A 20,327-nucleotide genomic window follows, 5' to 3' on the forward strand; every position below is an offset into this window, starting at 1 on the left:
TCCGGTGTAATTTCCTGAACCACTCTATTTCAGAGGTTTTGCATGACACTCAGTCCTTTTGCGGGCAAACCGGCACCGGCAGAATTGTTGGTCGACATCCCGCGACTGGTTACGGCGTATTACACCGGTCAACCCGACGCCTCGGTTTCCACCCAGCGCGTGGCGTTCGGCACCTCCGGGCACCGGGGCAGTTCCTTTGATTTGAGTTTCAACGAGTGGCACGTTCTGGCCATCAGCCAGGCGATCTGCCTGTATCGCGAAGCCCAGGGCATCACCGGGCCGCTGTTCGTCGGCATTGACACGCATGCGCTGTCGACCCCGGCCGGGGCGAGCGCCCTGGAAGTACTGGCGGCCAACGGCGTGACCGTAATGATCGCCGAAGGCGATGAATACACGCCGACCCCGGCGGTTTCTCACGCCATTCTTTGCTACAACCGTGGTCGCACCACGGGGCTTGCCGACGGCATCGTCATCACCCCATCGCACAACCCGCCACAAAGCGGCGGCTACAAGTACAACCCAACCAACGGCGGCCCGGCCGACACTCACATCACCAAGTGGATCGAAGCCAAGGCCAACGAACTGCTGGCCAACAAACTGGCCGGCGTCAAACGCATCAGCTACGACCAAGCGCTCAAGGCCGAAACCACCCACCGTCACGACTACGTCAACACCTACGTCGCCGACCTGATCAACGTCATCGACTTCGATGCCATTCGCGGCGCCAAACTGCGCCTGGGTGTCGATCCGCTGGGCGGAGCAGGGGTGCGCTACTGGTCGGCGATTGCCGAGCACTATCGTCTTGACCTGGACGTGGTGAACAAGGAAGTCGACTCGACGTTCCGCTTCATGACCGTCGACTGGGACGGGCAGATCCGCATGGACCCATCGTCCAGCCATGCCATGCAAGGCCTGATCGGTCTGAAAGAGCGCTTTGACGTGGCGTTCGCCTGCGACCCGGATCACGACCGTCACGGCATCGTCACACCGTCCGGCGGCCTGCTGGCACCGAACAACTACCTGGCGGTGTCGATCGACTACCTGTTCCAGAACCGTCCGCAATGGCGTGCCGACGCAGCCGTGGGTAAAACCGTGGTCAGCAGCGGCCTGATCGATCGCGTGGCCATGCGTCTGGGCCGTCGCCTGTACGAAGTACCGGTCGGCTTCAAATGGTTTGCCGATGGCCTGTTCGACGGCTCGCTGGGTTTTGGCGGCGAAGAAAGCGCCGGCGCCTCGTTCCTGCGCAAGGACGGCGGTGTCTGGAGCACCGACAAGGACGGTCTGATTCCAGCCCTGTTGGCTGCCGAAATGACCGCCCGCACCGGCCGCGACCCAAGCCAGGCCTACCGTGCACTGACTGATGAGCTGGGCGAGCCGTTCTCGGTGCGTGTCGACGCCAAGGCCAATCCTGAGCAGAAAGCGCTGCTGAGCAAGCTGTCGCCAGAGCAGGTCACCTCGACCGAACTGGCGGGCGAGAAGATCCAGAGCATTCTCAGCAAGGCTCCAGGCAACGATCAGGCCATTGGCGGTCTGAAAGTGATGACCGAAAACGGCTGGTTCGCTGCACGTCCGTCGGGCACCGAAGATATCTACAAGATCTACGCCGAAAGCTTCATCGGCGACGACCACCTCAAGCAACTGGTGGCCGAAGCGCAAACTCTGGTAGACGGTGCGATCAGCACCAAATAAATCCAGACAACGGAAAAGGGCGACCCTGAGGTCGCCCTTTTTTGTGCCCGCGATTCGCCGATCAGGCCAGATCCACCAACACGATCTCGCTGTCTTCCAGCGCCGTGACGGTCAACACCTGTTCATCAGCCACCGCCACACCGTCGCGAGCTTGTGCGCGCAAACCATTGACTTCAATGACACCCGTAGCCGGAACCAGATAGGCACGACGTCCGGCATCGAGGCGATATTCAGCGGTTTCCCCGGCCTTGATATTGGCTGCCACCAAACGCGCATCGGCGCGGATGCGCAGGCTCTGATCGTCACCGTCCTTGCCGCTGGCGAGGGTCACGAAACCTTCGCGGTCGCCTTTCGGGAACGGTTTGGCGCCCCAGGACGGTGGTGCGCCGGTTTCGGTCGGCAGAATCCAGATCTGGAAGATCTTGGTGTCCGTGGCTTCCAGGTTGTATTCACTGTGGGCGATTCCGGTGCCGGCGCTCATGACCTGCACGTCGCCAGCCTCGGTGCGGCCCTTGTTACCCAAGTTGTCCTGGTGGGTGATCGCACCTTCACGCACGTAAGTGATGATTTCCATGTCGCGGTGCGGGTGAGTAGGGAAGCCCGTGCCGGCGGCAATGATGTCGTCGTTCCACACGCGCAGGTTGCCCCAGCTCATGCGTTGCGGATCGTAGTACTCGGCGAACGAAAAATGGTGATGGGCATCCAACCAGCCGTGATGGGCGCCGCCCAGCGAGCTGAAAGGTCTGAGTTCAAGCATGATCGTCTCCTCAAAAGGTTCGTCATGGGGCGTGATGCCTGAGCCACGAAGCGAGACCGGTGATTGATGGCAGGCATCATCTATCAGTCAATCATCGAGAAAAAGCGTAAAAAGTGCGGCATTCCCATCGAATCGATTGATATGAAAAAAGCTCGAAATCGTCTCATCCCACCTTCAGTTCATCGCCTAAACCAATGACCTGTAAGCATTTCGCTAGAACAAAAAAGCAAATGCAGACACCATAGCCCTCAACAGCCTCACATCCGGAGTCCGTCAGCGTGGCGCAACACACCCCCGATCTTCCTCCCGAACTTCGTCCCCTGGCCGAGATGCCCTGGTTCAAACGCCTGGCGGCGCGCTTCCTTGGGCACGGCCTGACGCAACTGCGTGCCCAGCACCGGGCTTCGTGGTTGCACGGCCAGGCCGACGGTTTTCGCAGCGGGCATACCGCCGGCGTGGATTACGGGTACAAGGAAGGCAAGGCTGACGGGCTGGAAGAGGGCCGCCAGGTCTTGTTGATCCGCGACAGCCGTAATACCGAACACCGGCCACCGGGTATCGACAATCACCTGTTCGACGACTGGCGCCTGCCACTCAGCGCAGAGCTGAAGAAGCGCATGAAAGCCGACGTCGCGCGCCTGTTACCGGCCCATGCACAGCCAAGCGTTGCGCAATGGAAGATGATTTTCAGCGATACCCCGTCAACCTCGGTGATTGCCGGCGCCGGAGCCGGCAAGTCGACCACGCTGGTGCTGCGGATCCTGATGCTGACTCACTACCTGGGATTTGAGCTGGATTCGATGACCGTGGTGACGTTCACCCGCGAGTCGCGCAAGGACTTCATCAACAAACTGATCGAACTGTTCGCATTGTGGGGCCGGGCACTGAGTCAGAAAGACGCGCGGGATCTGGTGCGCACCTTCCACTCGCGGATCTTGCCGATGGTTCGCAGTTTGCCGGGGTTCGAGCGCTTGCAGGCATTCGAAAACCTCAGCCACCGCGCGCAGGGTGGGGACGAGGACGTCGACAGCAATCCGTTCGATCTGCGCATCAACGACGCGCAACGCCAGCAGCTAAACGCCTGCTACCACCGTCTCTACAAAGAAGACCCGCGCTTTGCGCAATTGATCCAGCCGTTGTCCCGGCACGCCTTGCAGCTCAAGGAGCTGGAACGCGATCACCCGGACGTGCAAAAGCGCGTCGCTGTAACGGAGCTGGCAGCTCGCCGCGATGAAGAGCTGTGCGACATGATCGAGGACATGTGGCTCCGCGCCGGCGCTTGGCCTATCAAGGGCATCGAACCGAGCCGCCAGACATTCGAAATCAACGGAGCGTCCTTCCATTGCCACGGCTACATTCCGAGCCTGGACGCGTGGGTGGTATTGGGCTTCGACCCTCGGGAAAACCCGCAGGTCTGCCGCCCCAACGCCAAGCTGACAGTGCGTGCAGAGTGGGCAGTCAAGCGCACCCTGTTTCAAGCTTTCTGTCGTAAGCCATTGATTTGGCTGGATAGTTATGAGTCGTCAAAGCGTCTATTGGCCACACTGGCAGGTGATGTGAGCGCCGGTCCCGGCTTCGACTACAAGGTCAAGGGTGAGCTCGCGTCCGCGCCATTGCTCGACTGTTTTGTCGCCGCCGCAGGCTTCATCGAGAACCTGGGCCTGGATGTGCCGGACGCCGTTGGCCGCATGAGTTTCGCCAAGGACGATCCGGACCGGTTTTTCTTCGAAGCCTTGAGCCTGTTCTGGCGAGCCCTGGAAGACCATTTGCTGGATCAGAAGCCGCCGGTCATGACCTACAACCGCATGTTCGCGCTGTTCAGCGAGCATTCGCCGGAAAACTTCAAGCTGCTCAGCGATGAGTTGCTGCGGCCGATGTCGCACCTGATGATCGATGAGTTTCAGGACGTTTCGCCGCAGATCGTCTCGTGGATTCGCGCCAGCCTCTCGGAAATCCGCAGTCGCGGCCCGGCCATGCACGTCGGACGAGGCGCGCAGCGATCGTCGCTGCTGTGCGTAGGCGATGACTGGCAGTCGATCTACGGCTGGCGCGGCAGTTCGCCGAGTTACTTCATGGAGTTCAACAAGGAGTTCCCGTCACCGAGCACGACCCGGGTGATGCTCAGCGACAACTATCGCAGCCATCAGCACATCATCGACGCGGCGGAGCACATCGTTCGTGCAGCGCCGGCGATTCCCGGCAAGAAGGCCAAGGCCAGCGGCGAGGAGAGGCCGTTGCAACCGGTCAACGTACTGGAGCGCGACGATCAGGCACTCGGCCAGCGCCTGGCAGAACACTATCGAAAGGGCGATTCAATCCTGATGCTCTATCGAAAAAGCAGCGATAAGTTATTGATTGAGCAGCATATTCAGTCTGTAATTAATGTGGATTCGAGCTTGCCGTACGAGTCTCGTCGACTGAAACAACTGACCTATCACAGCGCCAAAGGTCTGCAGGCCGACGCGGTTTTTCTGCTGGGCGATTGCCAGCACTTGACCAGTTCGCCGTACAAGAATCAGGTGTATCGCATGGCCGGACTAGGCAAGGCTGGCGACAGCGAGCCGTACGACAGCGCGCAAAAAGACGAAATCCTGCGCCTGGCCTACGTCGGTATCACCCGTGCAGTCAGCCATTGCTACTGGTATGTCGAGCCGCAGGACACTCAAGCGGTCAACATGCCTCGGGCCTCGGACCGGGTCGCCAAAGGCAAACCGTTCTTCGTCGATCATCGTCCGGAAAAGAAAACGGCCTGAATCCAACGCCCATGAAAAAGCCCGCACAAAGCGGGCTTTTTTATTTTAAATCAGCTAGTTACGCGTAACTCTTGAGAGATTCTGGAGGAATGAAAGCCTCCAGTTCGTCCTCGACGGCTTCGATTATTCGTTCCACATCCGCCGCGTTCATCACCGTGGCACAGGGAATACCGGCGATGGCGATCAGGGTTTCGCCGCTGGCCCGATCGAACAGACGCGCGACCAGACTGCTCGGCGCATCCATGGTCGCCTCGAAACCCATGGGATGAAAATGCCAGCGCATCAGCTGGCAGGCATTGGGGAACGTGACCTTGCTTGACCCTTTATTCATGTGTTGCCCGCCTTCTTCATCGAGCGCTTCCGTTTGCTCATGGTAGGTGGGAAGAGCCTTCATTGGCCCAACCGGTGATTGCCTTTAAAAGTAGCATCTGGATGTGAAATTCCTGTGAGAATTTTCAGTTCATTTAGCGATTGCGCGGATTTTTTTGATGTAAGTCACGCTCCACCCCAATCGTCGCCAAAGTGCCATTACGACGGGTTGTTGATGCAGGGCCAGAAGTTGGGCAAGCTCGGTTCTTTTTCCAAGAGTCCCTTATGCACGCCGACGATGACGGCCCGGAACAGACGCGGGCCACGGCCGAAACGGTCATGCGCTATCACCTGTGCTGGAAACACCGGGACCTGGACGGCGTGATGACGCTGTACCACCCGGACATCCAGTACAACGATTTTTTCCAGAATCGCGTGCTCGGCCTCGACGAGTTGCGCGAGTACGTCAGGGTCAGCATGCCGCGTGAATCCGACGAAGCACTGGAGCACTGCGACCGCATCCGCATCGACGGCAACACCGCCTTCATTCAGTACGAAGTGACGTTGCGTGGCGGCAACGGGCTGGTGTCGTTTCGCTCCAGCGAAGCGATCACGGTCAAGGACGGGCAAATCTGGCGGGTCAACGAATACGCTTCGCTGGTGCGCGAACAGGCCGACAGCCCGACGGCAACTAGCCAGCGCCCGGCGGTGAGTCGACTGGGGCTGTCGCCGCGTCAGCTGAGTTTCATGGCCGATGACTTGCAGCAATATTTCCAGCGTCAGCAACCGTACCTCGACCCCGAACTGGACCTGCAACGGGTGGCGAAAGAGTGCGGGTACAGCCGCAATCAGATTTCCTATTTGCTGAATCAGGTGCTGGGGCAAAGCTTTTACCGCTACGTCAATCAGGCGCGTCTGCAACATCTATTGCAGTCGCTGGACAACGCCACGCCGCCGTTGCGCATCGATGAACTGGCCTTCGCTGCCGGTTTCAATTCGCTGTCGGCTTTCTATAGCTGCTTTCGCCAGCACACCGGCCAGTCACCCAAGGCCTACGCCAAGCAAATTTCTTTGCGGACACGCGCGCAAGACAATCCCTGAGTTCTGCCTCTAGGATCGACGCCATCGAAACCTGGATTGGCGGAGTCTTGCATGCCGGCGTGGCGCACTATCAGTTTGTGGATGGATCAACTCGACGAGCCGCTGACCGCGCGCCCGTCGCTTGCGCAGGATCTGGACGTCGACGTGGCGATCATCGGCGCCGGTTACACCGGGCTGTGGACTGCGTACTACCTGAAACAACAGGCGCCGAGCCTGAACATCGCCATCATCGAAGCGCAAACCGCCGGGTTCGGTGCATCCGGTCGCAACGGCGGCTGGTTGATGGGCAATCTGCTGGGCGAGGATCGCCTGCTGGCCGGTCTGTCGCCACAACAACGCCGCGCTTCGTTCGACCTGTTGCACGGCATTCCTGATGAGGTAGAAGTCGTCCTCGAACGCGAAGGCATCGACTGCGATTACCGCAAAGGCGGGGTGCTGTACTGCGCCGCGCGCTATCCCGAACAGGAAGTCAGTCTTCGCGACTACCTGAAAAAACTCCACGCTCAAGGCCTGACCGACGACGATTATCGCTGGCTCAGCCCTGAACAACTGGCGCAGCAGATTCGCATCGCCAAGCCTTACGGCGGCATCTTCGCGCCACATGTGGCGACCATTCACCCGGCGAAACTGGTGCGCGGTCTGGCGCGAACCGTTGAAAGCATGGGGGTGAAGATCTACGAAAACAGCCCGGTCACCCATTGGCAGGCAGGCAGCTTGCGGACCGACACGGCCAGCGTGCGCAGCCGCTGGATCGTCCCGGCCATCGAAGGTTATTCCGTCACGCTGCCACCGCTGGGCCGCTATCAATTACCTGTGCAGAGCCTGATCGTCGCCACCGAGCCGTTGTCCGCCGCGACCTGGGACGCAATCGGCCTCAGTCGAGGCCAGGCTTTCAGCGAATTCAGCCGTCAGGTCACTTACGGCCAGCGCAGCGCCGACAACCGTCTGATCTTCGGCGCCCGTGGCGGTTATCAGTTTGCCGGCAAGCTACGCCACAACTTCGACCTGACCCGCGATGAAGTCGAGCTGCGCCGCTACCTGTTCGGTGAGCTGTTCCCGCAGCTGAAGAACGTCCAGATCACCCACGCCTGGGGCGGTAACCTCGGCATGTCCCGGCATTTCAAACCGCACATGCTCTGCGACCGGGCCAACGGCATCGCGCTGTCCGGCGGCTATGGCGGGGAGGGTGTCGGCGCTTCCAACCTGGGCGGGCGGACGCTTGCGGATCTGATTCTCGAGCGCGACACCGAGCTGACGCAGCAGCCGTGGGTGCTGCCCGACGGCGGGATCCACGCGCTGCGGGCCTGGGAGCCGGAACCGTGCCGCTGGCTCGGCTACAACGCGATCATCAAGAGTTTCGTCCACGAAGACCAGACCCTGGCCAACCCGGCGACCGCGCCCTGGCGGCGCAAGCTTGCCAGCCAGGTGGCCGGGTTCATGGAAGGTTTCATGCACTAAACGTTGTTTACTACGAGACAGGTAACGCCATGAGCATCACCCAATTCAAGAACACCGCCACGTTGCAACTGGATGAGTCCAACCCGGTGGCCGTGCCGCTCGGCACGCCGGTGGCGATTGCCTCGACCACCAGCGTCGAGCGCGACGACGGCGTCGAAACCGGCGTGTGGGAATGCACTCCCGGTCGCTGGCGCCGGCAGATCACCGCTCAGGAGTTCTGCCATTTCATTTCCGGTCGCTGCACGTTCACCCCGGACGACGGCAGCGAAACCCTGCACATACAAGGTGGCGACGCACTGATGTTGCCGGCCAACACGCTCGGGATCTGGGACATCGAAGAAACCGTGCGCAAGACCTATGTCCTGATTTTCTGACGTTTTGATCCTTTTGATTGCCTGCCAACAACAATAGCCAATACAGGAATCGATCCATGATCCGAAAGACCCTCGCGCTCGCACCCTTGATGCTCGCCGTTTCCCTCGCTCAGGCGGCGGATACGGTCAAGGTTTACAACTGGTCCGACTACATCGCGCCGGACACCGCCAAGAACTTCGAAAAGGCCAGCGGCATTGGCGTCACCTATGACGTCTACGACAGCAACGAAACCCTCGACGGCAAGTTGATGACCGGCAAATCCGGTTACGACGTGGTGTTTCCGTCCAACCACTTCATGGCGCGGCAGATCGAGGGCGGGGCGCTGAAGAAGCTCGACAAGAGCCAGTTGCCGAACTGGAAGAACCTCAACCCGGTGTTGCTCAAGGCCTTGCAGACCAACGATCCGGGCAACGAACACGGCTTTCCGTACCTGTGGGGCAGCACCGGCATCGGCTACAACATTGCCAAGGTCAAGGCTGTGCTGGGTGACAACGCGCCGGTGGATTCCTGGGACCTGATCTTCAAACCCGAATACATGGAAAAACTGCAGAAATGCGGTGTGGCGATCCTCGACAACGGTCCGGAACTGTTGCCGGCGGCGCTCAATTACCTGGGCTTGCCGCATCACAGCAAGAACCCCGAGGACTACAAGAAAGCTGAAGCGCTGCTGATGAAAGTGCGGCCGTATGTCAGCTATTTCCATTCCTCGAAGTACACCAGCGACCTGGCCAACGGCGACATCTGCGTGGCCGTCGGTTTCTCCGGCGACATCCTGCAAGCGGAAAACCGCGCCAAAGAAGCGAAGAACGGCATCGAAATCGGCTACGAGATTCCCAAGGAAGGCGCCGCGATCTGGTTCGACATGGTCGCCATGCCCGCCGACGCACCGGACGAGAAGGCCGGCTACGCGTTCATGAACTACCTGCTGCAGCCCGACGTGATGGCCGGCATCAGCAACTACGTGCACTACGCCAATGGCAACGAACAGGCCGACAGCCTGATCGATCCGGCGATCAAGAACGACACCAAGGTTTATCCGAGCCCGGAAATGATGGGCAAGCTGTTCGCACTGGAAGCGATGCCGCTGAACATCGACCGGATCCGCACGCGGGTGTGGAACAAGATTCGGACTGGCAGCTGAAGAAAACAGGCGAGGGCAGTACGGCCCTCGCCTGATATGTACTGTTGAATCAACTTGATATCAAACCACTGGCATTGCACTGATAAAGTGCAGCAAAGTGAGACGCTGCTAACAAAATACAACTTACCGATATTTAATATTTAAATAAGAAATCGTCAGACAATTAGGCAAATTCACCACACTTACAAACTTCTTTCGGCGGCACGCGCTTTGTTTACGGGAGTTTCCCGGAACAGTTCAATTTGATCTCAAAAAAACGCTAGACGTTAGATTTCAAATTGTGTCAGGTTTCTTACGCCTTCATTGGGCGAGTGATAGGACAATCTCGCCAGAGGTTGTCGCTATCGGACAAAAACTGTTCCATTGCTAAACAAGGAAGTGTGTTTATGTCGAAAGTAAAAGCTAATGCTGTTGATACCGCCGAACAGGCTTTCCAGCTGGGCGCGGCGCCGCAACCTCTGGCAGCGACCAGTACGGCGTATAACCAGATCAATAGCTTCAGCCATCAGTACGATCGTGGCGGCAACCTCACGGTCAATGGCAAACCCTCCTTTTCCGTCGACCAGGCCGCAACCCAGTTGCTGCGCGACGGCGCTGCCTACCAGGACAAGGATGGCAGCGGCAAGATCGAACTCACCTACACGTTCCTGACTTCGGTATCGTCCAGCACGATGAACAAGCACGGGATCACCGGGTTCAGTCAGTTCAGTGCTCAACAGAAAGCCCAGGCCGTGCTCGCCATGCAATCCTGGGCCGACGTGGCCAATGTCACCTTCACCGAGAAAGCCTCGGGCGGTGATGGCCACATGACGTTCGCCAACTACAGCGGTGGTGTGGACGGCGCAGCAGCGTTCGCCTACCTGCCGGGTACCGGTCCGGGTTACGACGGCACTTCGTGGTACTTGATCAACAGCGGTTACACGCAGAACAAGACCCCGGATCTGAACAACTACGGTCGTCAGACCCTGACCCACGAAATCGGCCACACCCTTGGCCTGGCGCACCCGGGCGACTACAACGCCGGCAACGGCAACCCGACCTACAACGACGCGACCTACGGGCAAGATACCCGCGGCTACAGCGTCATGAGCTACTGGAGCGAAAGCAACACCAGCCAGAACTTCAGCAAGGGCGGCGTGGAAGCCTATTCCTCCGGCCCGCTGATGGATGACATTGCAGCGATCCAAAAGCTCTACGGCGCCAACATGACCACCCGTACCGGTGACACCACCTACGGCTTCAACTCCAACGCCGGTCGCGATTTCCTCAGCGCCTCGTCGTCGGCCGACAAGCTGGTGTTCTCGGTGTGGGATGCGGGCGGCAAGGACACCTTCGACTTCTCGGGTTTCACCCAGAACCAGAAGATCAACCTCAATGAAGCCTCGTTCTCCGACGTTGGCGGCCTGGTGGGCAACGTGTCCATCGCCAAGGGCGTCACCATCGAGAACGCGATCGGCGGTTCGGGCAACGACCTGCTGATCGGCAACAGCGCGGCCAACGAGCTCAAGGGCGGTGCCGGCAACGACATCATCTGGGGCGCCGGCGGTGCCGACAAGCTGTGGGGCGGCGCGGGTTCGGACACCTTTGTGTTCGCGGCCAGCTCCGACTCCAAGCCGGGTGCGATCGATCAGATCCTCGATTTCGTCAGCGGTCTGGACAAAATCGACCTGACCGGTATCACCAAGGGCGCAGGCCTGCACTTCGTCAGCGCCTTCACCGGCGCGGCGGGTGATGCGGTTCTGACGTCCTCGGGCGGCAACAGCCTGCTGTCGGTGGACTTCTCCGGTCACGGCGTGGCTGATTTCCAGGTCAGCACCGTTGGCCAGGCAGCCACCAGCGACATCGTGGCGTGATGTAACACGGGAAAGCGGCGCGTCGTGCGCCGCTTTCTTCACTTGCATCGCCGTGACCGGTAAGCAAGGCTACGTGCCGGAGTGAAATTTCCTATGAACCAATTCGCTTTTACCCGCAAAGCGGCGGCGTATCTGTTGCCGATGCTGATGATGATTTCTGGAGAAACAACCATGGCAAGCAGCCTGAGACTCGAAGACCCATCGGTATTTGCCGGGCAGTGGCAAGCGACCCTGAGCGACCGCAACGACGCTCCAGAGGCCCAGGCTTTGCAGGACAAACCGTCGAACACTTGTCTTATCGACCTTGAAGCCAACCAGACGCTGGGCAACGGTGCCGATTGCCTGAGCGCGTGGCTGCAAGACAGCGCCATCGGCTGGTTCCCCGATCCGGACGGTCTGTCGATCACCGGCAAGGAAGGCTCAAGAATCCAGTTTTTCAGCCGACAACGTGATGGGCTTTATCTGAGCACTTTGAAGTCGGGCCTGGTGATTACACTCAAGCGTGCTGTACAGCAACCTTGATGACCGAAACCGACTGACAGTTTAAATATAAAGCACCCCGTTACAGTTATAAGCCATAGCGCAATAACACGCAGGCCGGTGTTAATCGGCAAAGTTGTTATTGAAGTGTAAGCAAGTACTGGCGGTGTATGTCCCGCACTCAATGCGGACAATTAATTGAAGTCTCGCCAAGCAGGGCGGGAAATACCATTTCAGGAATAATCAATGAAGATGGCGAAGGCCCCAGCCACCGCTCCCTTATTCAAGGCATTGGGTGACTATAAAAGCATTCTGATCAGCGTCGGATGCTTTACCGCACTGATTAACGTGCTGATGCTGGTGCCCTCCATTTATATGCTTCAGGTCTATGACCGGGTGCTGTCTTCGCAGAACGAAACCACCCTGGCGATGCTGTCGCTGATGGTCGTCGGTTTCTTCGCCTTCATTGGTCTGCTGGAAGTGGTGCGCAGCTTTATTGTGATCCGCATCGGCAGCCAGTTGGAGCGTCGTTTCAATCTGCGGGTCTATCAGGCGGCGTTCGAACGCAATCTGTTCAAGGGCGAGGGCAACGCCGGGCAGTCCCTGGGCGACCTGACCCACATTCGCCAGTTCGTCACCGGGCCTGCGCTGTTCGCGTTCTTCGATGCGCCGTGGTTCCCGGTCTACCTGTTCGTGATTTACCTGTTCAACGTCTGGCTCGGCGTGCTCGCCACGGCGGGTGCGTTGTTGCTGATCGCGCTGGCGTGCATGAACGAATACATGACCAAAAAGCCGCTGGGCGAAGCCGCCGGCTTCTCGCAGAAATCCAGCCAGTTGGCCACCAGCCACCTGCACAACGCCGAAACCATTCAAGCCATGGGCATGCTCGGCGCCTTGCGCAAACGTTGGTTCCAGGTGCATTCGCGCTTTCTCGGTCTGCAAAATCAGGCCAGCGACACCGGCGCGGTGATCAGCTCGCTGAGCAAGACCCTGCGTCTGTGCCTGCAATCGCTGGTGCTGGGCCTTGGCGCACTGTTGGTGATCAAGGGCGACATGACCGCCGGGATGATGATCGCCGGCTCCATCCTGATGGGCCGGGTGCTGAGCCCGATCGACCAGTTGATTGCCGTGTGGAAGCAGTGGAGCGGCGCGAAGCTGGCTTACCGTCGCCTCGATGCGTTGCTGCAAGCCTTCCCGCCGAGCGATGACGCCATGGCGCTGCCGGCGCCGAAAGGCCAGATCACCTTCGAACAAGTCAGCGCCGGCCCTCCGGGTCAGCGTGCCGCGACCCTGCACATGGTCAACTTCAACCTGGCGGCCGGTGAAGTGCTCGGCGTGCTGGGTGCCTCCGGCTCCGGCAAATCGACTCTGGCGCGTGTGCTGGTCGGCGTATGGCCGGCCCTTGGCGGCACGGTGCGTCTGGACGGCGCCGACATCCACCGCTGGAACCGCGATCAGCTTGGCCCATACATCGGCTATCTGCCGCAGGACATCGAGCTGTTCAGCGGCAGCATCGCCGAGAACATCGCCCGCTTCAGCGAAGCCGATCCGCAAAAGGTCGTGGCCGCCGCGCAACAGGCCGGCGTGCACGAACTGATCCTGCGCATGCCACAAGGCTACGACACGCAACTGGGCGAGGACGGCAGCGGTTTATCCGGTGGCCAGAAGCAGCGCGTGGCACTGGCCCGTGCGCTGTACGGCAACCCGAGCCTGGTGGTGCTGGACGAGCCGAACTCCAACCTCGACACCGTCGGCGAAGCCGCGTTGTCCAGCGCGATCGTGCAGCTCAAGGCCCAGGGCACCACCGTGGTGCTGGTGACCCACCGTTCTTCGGTACTGGCCCAGGCCGACAAGCTGCTGGTGCTCAACGACGGTCGCCTGCAAGCCTTCGGCCCGAGCCACGATGTGCTCAAGGCGCTGTCTGGCAATCAGCCCGGCAACCCGTCACAACAAAATGAAAAACCTGCGCAAGCACCGGCCGGGCTCAGCATGAGCCGACAGTATCAGCCGACGACAAGGAATTCGGGTGTATGAGCAGCGCGAGCATGAACACGCAAAACGAAGCAACCATGGAACACGCGTACATCACCGAACGCCCGGAGCGCGATGCGAAGTTCTTCGCCCGCATGGGCTGGATTCTGGCGCTGGTCGGTGCCGGCAGTTTCTTCACCTGGGCGGCATTGGCGCCGCTGGATCAAGGCATTCCGGTACAAGGCACCGTGGTCGTATCGGGCAAGCGCAAAGCCGTACAGTCGATGAGCAGCGGCGTGGTCAGCCGGATTCTGGTGCGCGAAGGCGAAATCGTGAAGCAGGGCCAGCCGCTGTTCCGCCTCGACCAGACCCAGGTCGCCGCCGACGTGCAATCGCTGCAGGCGCAATACTGCATGGCGTGGGCCAGCCTGGCGCGCTGGCAGGCCGAGCGTGACAACCTCAAGCAAGTGACCTTCCCGGCAGAACTGAGCGACAACGCCGATCCGCGCCTGGCGCTGGTACTGGAAGGCCAGCGGCAATTGTTCAGCAGCCGCCGCGAAGCGTTTTCCCGCGAGCAAGCCGCACTGCGCGCCAGCATCGAAGGCGCCACCGCGCAACTGGCAGGCATGCGCCGCGCGCGTACTGACCTGAATGCGCAGGCTGACTCGCTGCAACAACAGTTGAGCAACCTGCAACCGCTGGCCGACAACGGCTACATCCCGCGCAACCGCTTGATGGAATACCAGCGTCAGTTGTCGCAGGTTCAGCAGCAACTGGCCGAGAACACCGGCGAAAGTGGCCGAGTGGAGCAGGGCATCCTTGAGTCCCGCCTGAAGCTGCAACAGCACGGTGAGGAATACCAGAAGGAAGTCCGTACCCAGCTGGCCGACGCGCAACTGAAAAGCGTCACGCTGTCGGAGCAACTGACTTCCGCCGGCTTCGACCTGCAACACAGCGAAATCCTCGCCACCGCCGACGGCGTGGCAGTCAACCTCGGAGTACATACCGAAGGCGCCGTGGTCCGTCAGGGCGAAACCCTGCTGGAAATCGTCCCGCAAGGCACGCGCCTGGAAGTCGAAGGGCACCTGCCGATCAACCTGATCGACAAGGTCGGCACACACTTGCCGGTCGACATCCTGTTCACCGCGTTCAACCAGAGCAAGACGCCACGGGTTCCCGGCGAAGTCAGCCTGATTTCCGCCGACCAGATGGTCGACGAGAAAACCGGCGTGCCGTACTACGTGTTGCGCAGCAGCGTCAGCGATCAGGCCATGGAAAAACTCAACGGTCTGGTGATCAAACCCGGCATGCCGGCGGAAATGTTCGTTCGCACTGGCGAACGTTCACTCCTCAACTACCTGTTCAAGCCGCTGCTCGACCGCGCCGGTTCCGCGTTGACCGAAGAATAAGGATGTTCGGCTGTATGAATAAGCTTTCCATGCTGGCGGCAGCGTTCGCGCTGCTCGCGGGCAACAGTGCAGTGGCGGCCATGGGGCCGTTCGAGATTTACGAACAGGCGTTGCGCAATGACCCGGTGTTCCTCGGTGCGATCAAGGAACGCGACGCAGGCCTTGAAAACCGCGCCATCGGCCGCGCAGGCCTGTTGCCGAAACTGGGTTACAACTACAACAAGGGTCGCAACTCGTCGAAAGCCACTTCACTCGACTCCCGCGCCCGCAACAACACTGACGAGCGTAACTACAGCAGTTACGGCTCGAGCCTGACCCTGCAACAACCGTTGCTCGATTACGAAGCCTACGCGGCGTATCGCAAGGGCGTAGCCCAGTCGCTGTTTGCCGACGAAAACTTTCGCGGCAAGAGCCAGGAACTGCTGGTTCGCGTACTGGATAACTACACCAAGGCCTTGTTTGCCCAGGATCAGATCGACATTGCGCAGGCCAAGAAGAAGGCCTACGAACAGCAATTCCAGCAGAACGAGCACATGTTCAAGCAGGGCGAGGGCACTCGCACCGACATCCTCGAAGCCGAGTCGCGTTACGAACTGGCGACCGCCGAGGAAATCGAAGCCCGCGACGAGCAGGACGCCGCGCTACGGGAGCTGGGCGCATTGGTAGGCGTGCCGGCGATGGACATCAGTGATCTGGCGCCGCTGGATCAGAACTTCCAGACATTCGCCTTGATGCCGGCCAACTACGACACCTGGCACGAGCTGGCGGTCAGCAACAACCCGAATCTCGCGTCCCAGCGTCAGGCGGTGGAAGTGGCGCGTTACGAAGTCGAGCGCAACCGCGCCGGGCACCTGCCGAAAGTCAGCGCTTACGCCACGATGCGCCAGAACGAATCGGAAAGCGGCAACACCTACAACCAGCGTTACGAAACCAACACCATCGGTTTCGAAGTCAGCGTGCCGTTGTACGCCGGCGGCGGGGTATCAGCATCGACCCGTCAGGCCAGCCGCACCATGGAACAGGCCGAATATGAGCTGGACGGCAAGACTCGCGAGACGCTGATCGAATTGCGCCGGCAATTCAGTGCGTGCCTGTCCGGGGTCAACAAATTGCGCGCCTATCAAAAGGCCCTGGCCTCGGCCGAAGCGCTGGTGGTGTCGACCAAGCAAAGCATTCTCGGCGGCGAGCGGACTAACCTCGACGCTCTGAACGCCGAACAACAACTATTTACCACCCGCCGTGATTTGGCCCAGGCACGCTATGACTACCTCATGGCCTGGACCAAATTGCATTACTACGCGGGCACCTTGAGCGAACAGGATCTGGCGCGGGTGGATGAGGCCTTCGGACAGGGCCCACGGACGCAATAACACCGTAGCTTCATCGCAAAAAGCTTCGACCCAAAACAACAAAAAGAGTGGTGAACATGGACGTACGCATCAAGCCGGTTTCGGTCGGCACCCTGCTGCTTGTGATTTCTGCAACCCAGGCTCAGGCCCAGTACCTCGAAGCCGGCAAACCCGGCGATCCCGCCAGTTGGCGCAGCGCCGAATTCCTGCGTGACTGGGGCCTGGGCCGAATGCAGGCCGATCAGGCCTACGCCGCCGGCATCACCGGCAAGGGCGTGAAGATCGGCGCGCTGGACTCCGGTTTCGACGCCGCCCATCCCGAGTTCGCCAGCGAGCGTTATCACCCGGTACTGGCCAGCGGCAGCTACCTCGACGGCTCGCTGTTCAACGTCAACGGCACCCTCAACCCGAACAACGACTCTCACGGCACCCACGTGGTCGGCACCATGGGCGCATCCCGTGACGGCGCCGGCATGCATGGCGTCGCGTACAACGCGCAGATCTACGTCGGCAACACCAACAAGAACGACAGTTTTCTGTTCGGCCCCAACCCCGATCCGCGCTACTTCAAAGCGGTGTACGACGCCCTGGCCGACGCCGGTGTGCGGGCGATCAACAACAGCTGGGGCAGCCAGCCGCCGGATGTCAGCTATCGAACCCTTGCGGATCTACACGCCGCTTACGCCCAGCACTGGAACAAAGGCACCTGGCTCGACGCAGCGGCGGACGTTTCCCGTCGAGGCGTGATCAACGTGTTCAGCGCCGGCAACAGTGGCTACCCGAATGCCAGCGTGCGCTCGGCGCTGCCGTACTTTCAGCCGGATCTGGAAGGCCACTGGCTGGCGGTTTCCGGGCTCGATCAAAGCAATCAGCAGAAGTACAACCAGTGCGGCATTGCCAAGTACTGGTGCATCACCACGCCGGGGGCGAAGATCGACAGCACCATTCCCGACGGCGGTTATGCGATCAAGTCCGGCACCTCGATGGCCGCGCCGCACGCCACCGGCGCACTGGCGCTGGTGATGGAACGCTACCCGTACATGAACAATCAGCAGGCTCTCGAAGTGCTGCTGACCACCGCCACTCAACTCGACGGTTCGGTGACCGACGCACCGACCGAGCGAGTCGGCTGGGGCGTGGCCAACCTGTACCGGGCGATGCGCGGGCCGGGGCAATTGCTCGGTGCTTTCGACGCGAATCTGGCGGCTGGGCAAAGCGATGTCTGGAGCAATGACATCAGCGACAAAGCGCTGATCCAGCGCCAGGGCGAAGACCTCGCCGAACACAGCGCCTGGCAACAAACCCTGCAAAACAAAGGCTGGCAGAACGGCGTGCCGGCCGGCGCCAGCCAGCAGGATCAGACCGATTACGCCGTGGGCATGGCCCGTGACGCAGCAGCTTCCACTCGGGTTTATCAAGGCAGTCTGATCAAGTCCGGCGACGGGCGACTGATTCTGACCGGTGAAAACACTTATCGCGGGCCGACCACGGTCAATGGCGGCCTGCTGACGGTGAACGGATCGCTGACTTCGGCCGTGACCGTCAATGACGGCGGTACCCTCGGCGGCTCCGGGCGGATCGGCGCGTTGACCGCCAACAGCGGCGGCCGGGTGGCACCGGGCAATTCCATCGGCACGTTGAACGTCGCCGGTGACGTGACCTTCGCGCCGGGCTCGACCTACGCGGTGGAACTGTCTCCCACCAGCAGCGACCGTATCGTCGCTGGCGGCACCGCCTCCATCAGCGGCGCCACCGTGAGCCTGTCGCTGGAAAACAGCCCGACGCTGCTCAGCACCACCGAGGCCAGAAGCCTGCTCGGCCGGCAGTACGACATTCTGCAAGCGGCGGGCGGCATTCAGGGCCGGTTCGGTGCAGTGCTGCCGGATTATCTGTTTATCGGTGGCAGCCTGGCCTACAGCGGTAACGGCATCGGCTTGAACGTCGAGCGCAACGCGACATCGTTCGCCAGCGTCGGCCAGACTCCGAATCAACGCGCCGTGGCTGCCGCCGTGGAAGGCATGGGCGCGGGCAACTCCGTTTACGAAAGCCTGCTGTTGTCGGCCACCGCCAGTGATGCGCAACAAGCCTTTCAACAGTTGAGTGGCGAAATCTATCCGGCCCTAGGTTCGGTGCTGATCAACGACAGCCGGCAACTGCGCGACGCCATCGGCGAACGCCTGCACGATGCGCAAGCCACGCAAAGCAACGGCTGGATCAAGGCTCTCGGTGCCTGGGGTACAACCGACTCGCGCCACGACACCGCTGGATACAGCACGTCGATTGGTGGGCTGCTGGCCGGTGTCGACGGAGCGCTGGACGAGCAGACCCGCATCGGTCTGGTCACCGGTTACAGCGATAGCTCGCTGAGCATGGGTTCGGGCACGCATTCTTCGGCCAAGGTCGACAGCTATCACCTCGGCGCCTACGCCGGTCACGACATCGGCGCCTGGCGCCTGAGTACCGGCGCGGCCTACAGCTGGCATCGTGCCGATGTGAAACGCGACTTGCAGTACGGCAACGTCAGCGCAAAACAGAAAGCCAAGATCGATGCTGCTACCACCCAGGTGTTCGGCGAGGCGGCTTATCGACTGAACCTGCAACCGCTGGCCCTGGAGCCGTTCGCCAACCTGGCCTACGTGCATCTCGACACCGACGGCTTCACCGAGAAGGGCGACGCGGCCGCGCTGAAAAGCGGCGACGACCAGCGCGACGCGGTGTTGAGCACCCTCGGCGTGCGGGCGATCAAGACCTTCGACCTGCCGTCCGCGCAGAAGCTGCAAGTGAGCGGGCATCTGGGCTGGCAGCACAGCCTGACCGACATCGAATCCGAACAGCATTTGCGTTTCGCCAGCGGCAGTGCGCCGTACACGGTCGAAAGCTCGCCACTGGTGCGCGACGCCGCGCTGGTCGGCGTGCAGGCCAGCCTGGCACTGACCCGCGACGTGCGGGTGAACCTCGATTACACCGGACAACTGGCCAGCCGCGAGAAGCAACACGGCGTGGGCCTGAGCCTGAACTGGCAGTTCTAAACATACGGATGATCATTCCCACGTCGAGGCGTCGAACCGTCTGCATGGGAACGCCTCTAGGGACACTCCGCGTCCAGTGACGCGGAGCGTCACGGGCTGCATTCCCACGCGGAGCGTGGGAACGATCAAACGATCAATTCAATAGACGGATTTTTCGCAACATCACTAAGGAAGGTCGCTGGATGAAAAACAACAACACCCCCGCGCAATCGGGTGGAGGCTTTCGCCTGAAATCTCTCAACGTTGCCTTGCTCTGCGCACTGGCCACCTGGGGCAGCGCACACGCCGCGCCCTACGTGGAAAGCGGTCGGGCAGGGGATCCGGGCAGTTGGCGCAGTGCCGAGTTCAAGGCCGACTGGGGCCTGGGCGCCATCGGCGCGGATTACGCCTACGCCGCCGGCTATACAGGCAAAGGCGTGAAACTGGGGATCTTCGACCAGCCGGTCTACGCCGCGCACCCGGAGTTCTCCGGCAGCAACAAGGTCATCACCCTGGTGACCTCGGGGATCCGCGAATACACCGACCCGTACATCCCGGTCAAAGCCGGTGACGCGTTTCGTTATGACGGTTCGCCTTCGGTCGGCTCCGACGGCAAGCTCGGCGCCCACGGCACCCACGTTGGCGGTATCGCCGCCGGCAGCCGTGACGGCGGG

At 60.7% G+C, this 20,327-nt stretch carries 14 protein-coding genes and 1 pseudogene; 13 read left to right on the plus strand and 2 right to left on the minus strand.

All coding sequences use genetic code 11. The features are described from left to right. The first annotated feature begins 42 nt into the window (after positions 1-42). Positions 43-1,689 (plus strand): phosphoglucomutase (alpha-D-glucose-1,6-bisphosphate-dependent), encoded by a 1,647-nt coding sequence (pgm, locus tag PMI24_RS13030; protein WP_007954566.1) that lies wholly within the window; start codon positions 43-45, stop codon positions 1,687-1,689. Between the two features lie 61 nt (positions 1,690-1,750). On the opposite strand, the gene PMI24_RS13035 is transcribed toward pgm, so the two are convergent. Next, a complete protein-coding gene (locus PMI24_RS13035; protein ID WP_007954568.1) occupies positions 1,751-2,446 on the minus strand; it encodes a pirin family protein in 696 nt (231 codons plus the stop codon). A gap of 278 nt (positions 2,447-2,724) precedes the next feature. Here PMI24_RS13035 and PMI24_RS13040 point away from each other — a divergent pair, with 278 nt between their 5' ends. Next, positions 2,725-5,199, plus strand: a complete 2,475-nt coding sequence (locus PMI24_RS13040; RefSeq protein ID WP_007954570.1) for a UvrD-helicase domain-containing protein — start codon at positions 2,725-2,727, stop codon at positions 5,197-5,199. A 58-nt stretch (positions 5,200-5,257) separates the two neighbouring features. Here PMI24_RS13040 and PMI24_RS13045 read toward each other — a convergent pair whose 3' ends face one another. Beyond that, entirely contained in the window at positions 5,258-5,530 is a 273-nt protein-coding gene (locus tag PMI24_RS13045; RefSeq protein WP_045121742.1) for a DUF1652 domain-containing protein, read from the minus strand. Between the two features lie 263 nt (positions 5,531-5,793). On the opposite strand from PMI24_RS13045, the gene PMI24_RS13050 reads away from it, so the two are divergent. The 11 genes and pseudogenes from PMI24_RS13050 to PMI24_RS13100 all read left to right on the plus strand — a co-directional run. Continuing rightward, entirely contained in the window at positions 5,794-6,609 is an 816-nt protein-coding gene (locus PMI24_RS13050; protein WP_007954574.1) for a helix-turn-helix domain-containing protein, read from the plus strand. A gap of 51 nt (positions 6,610-6,660) precedes the next feature. Further along, positions 6,661-8,067 carry an NAD(P)/FAD-dependent oxidoreductase gene (locus PMI24_RS13055; RefSeq protein WP_007954576.1) on the plus strand — a complete coding sequence of 469 codons (1,407 nt, stop codon included), beginning with the start codon at positions 6,661-6,663 and terminating at the stop codon, positions 8,065-8,067. Positions 8,068-8,096: 29 nt separating this feature from the next. Continuing rightward, complete coding sequence (locus tag PMI24_RS13060; RefSeq protein ID WP_007954578.1) at positions 8,097-8,441, plus strand: cupin domain-containing protein; 345 nt, start codon at positions 8,097-8,099, stop codon at positions 8,439-8,441. A gap of 56 nt (positions 8,442-8,497) precedes the next feature. Further along, complete coding sequence (locus PMI24_RS13065; protein WP_007954580.1) at positions 8,498-9,583, plus strand: polyamine ABC transporter substrate-binding protein; 1,086 nt, start codon at positions 8,498-8,500, stop codon at positions 9,581-9,583. A gap of 386 nt (positions 9,584-9,969) precedes the next feature. Then, entirely contained in the window at positions 9,970-11,436 is a 1,467-nt protein-coding gene (locus PMI24_RS13070) for a serralysin family metalloprotease (protein ID WP_007954582.1), read from the plus strand. A 93-nt stretch (positions 11,437-11,529) separates the two neighbouring features. Then, positions 11,530-11,958, plus strand: coding sequence for an AprI/Inh family metalloprotease inhibitor (locus PMI24_RS13075; protein ID WP_007954588.1), 429 nt, complete (start codon positions 11,530-11,532; stop codon positions 11,956-11,958). Between the two features lie 204 nt (positions 11,959-12,162). Next, entirely contained in the window at positions 12,163-13,950 is a 1,788-nt protein-coding gene (locus tag PMI24_RS13080; protein WP_007954590.1) for a type I secretion system permease/ATPase, read from the plus strand. Continuing rightward, positions 13,947-15,296: an HlyD family type I secretion periplasmic adaptor subunit gene (locus PMI24_RS13085; protein WP_007954591.1), complete on the plus strand. Its 1,350-nt coding sequence runs from the start codon at positions 13,947-13,949 to the stop codon at positions 15,294-15,296. The genes PMI24_RS13080 and PMI24_RS13085 overlap by 4 nt, the downstream gene beginning before the upstream one ends. 2 nt (positions 15,297-15,298) lie before the next feature. Then, positions 15,299-16,666 (plus strand): TolC family outer membrane protein, encoded by a 1,368-nt coding sequence (locus tag PMI24_RS13090; protein WP_045121741.1) that lies wholly within the window; start codon positions 15,299-15,301, stop codon positions 16,664-16,666. A 56-nt stretch (positions 16,667-16,722) separates the two neighbouring features. Then, positions 16,723-19,674: an autotransporter serine peptidase EprS gene (gene eprS, locus PMI24_RS13095; RefSeq protein WP_007954593.1), complete on the plus strand. Its 2,952-nt coding sequence runs from the start codon at positions 16,723-16,725 to the stop codon at positions 19,672-19,674. A gap of 182 nt (positions 19,675-19,856) precedes the next feature. Then, positions 19,857-20,327, plus strand: a pseudogene (locus PMI24_RS13100) (S8 family serine peptidase); the annotation flags it as partial.

The sequence above is a fragment of the Pseudomonas sp. GM25 genome (assembly GCF_000282255.1).
Taxonomy (GTDB): Bacteria; Pseudomonadota; Gammaproteobacteria; order Pseudomonadales; family Pseudomonadaceae; genus Aquipseudomonas; species Aquipseudomonas aphyarum.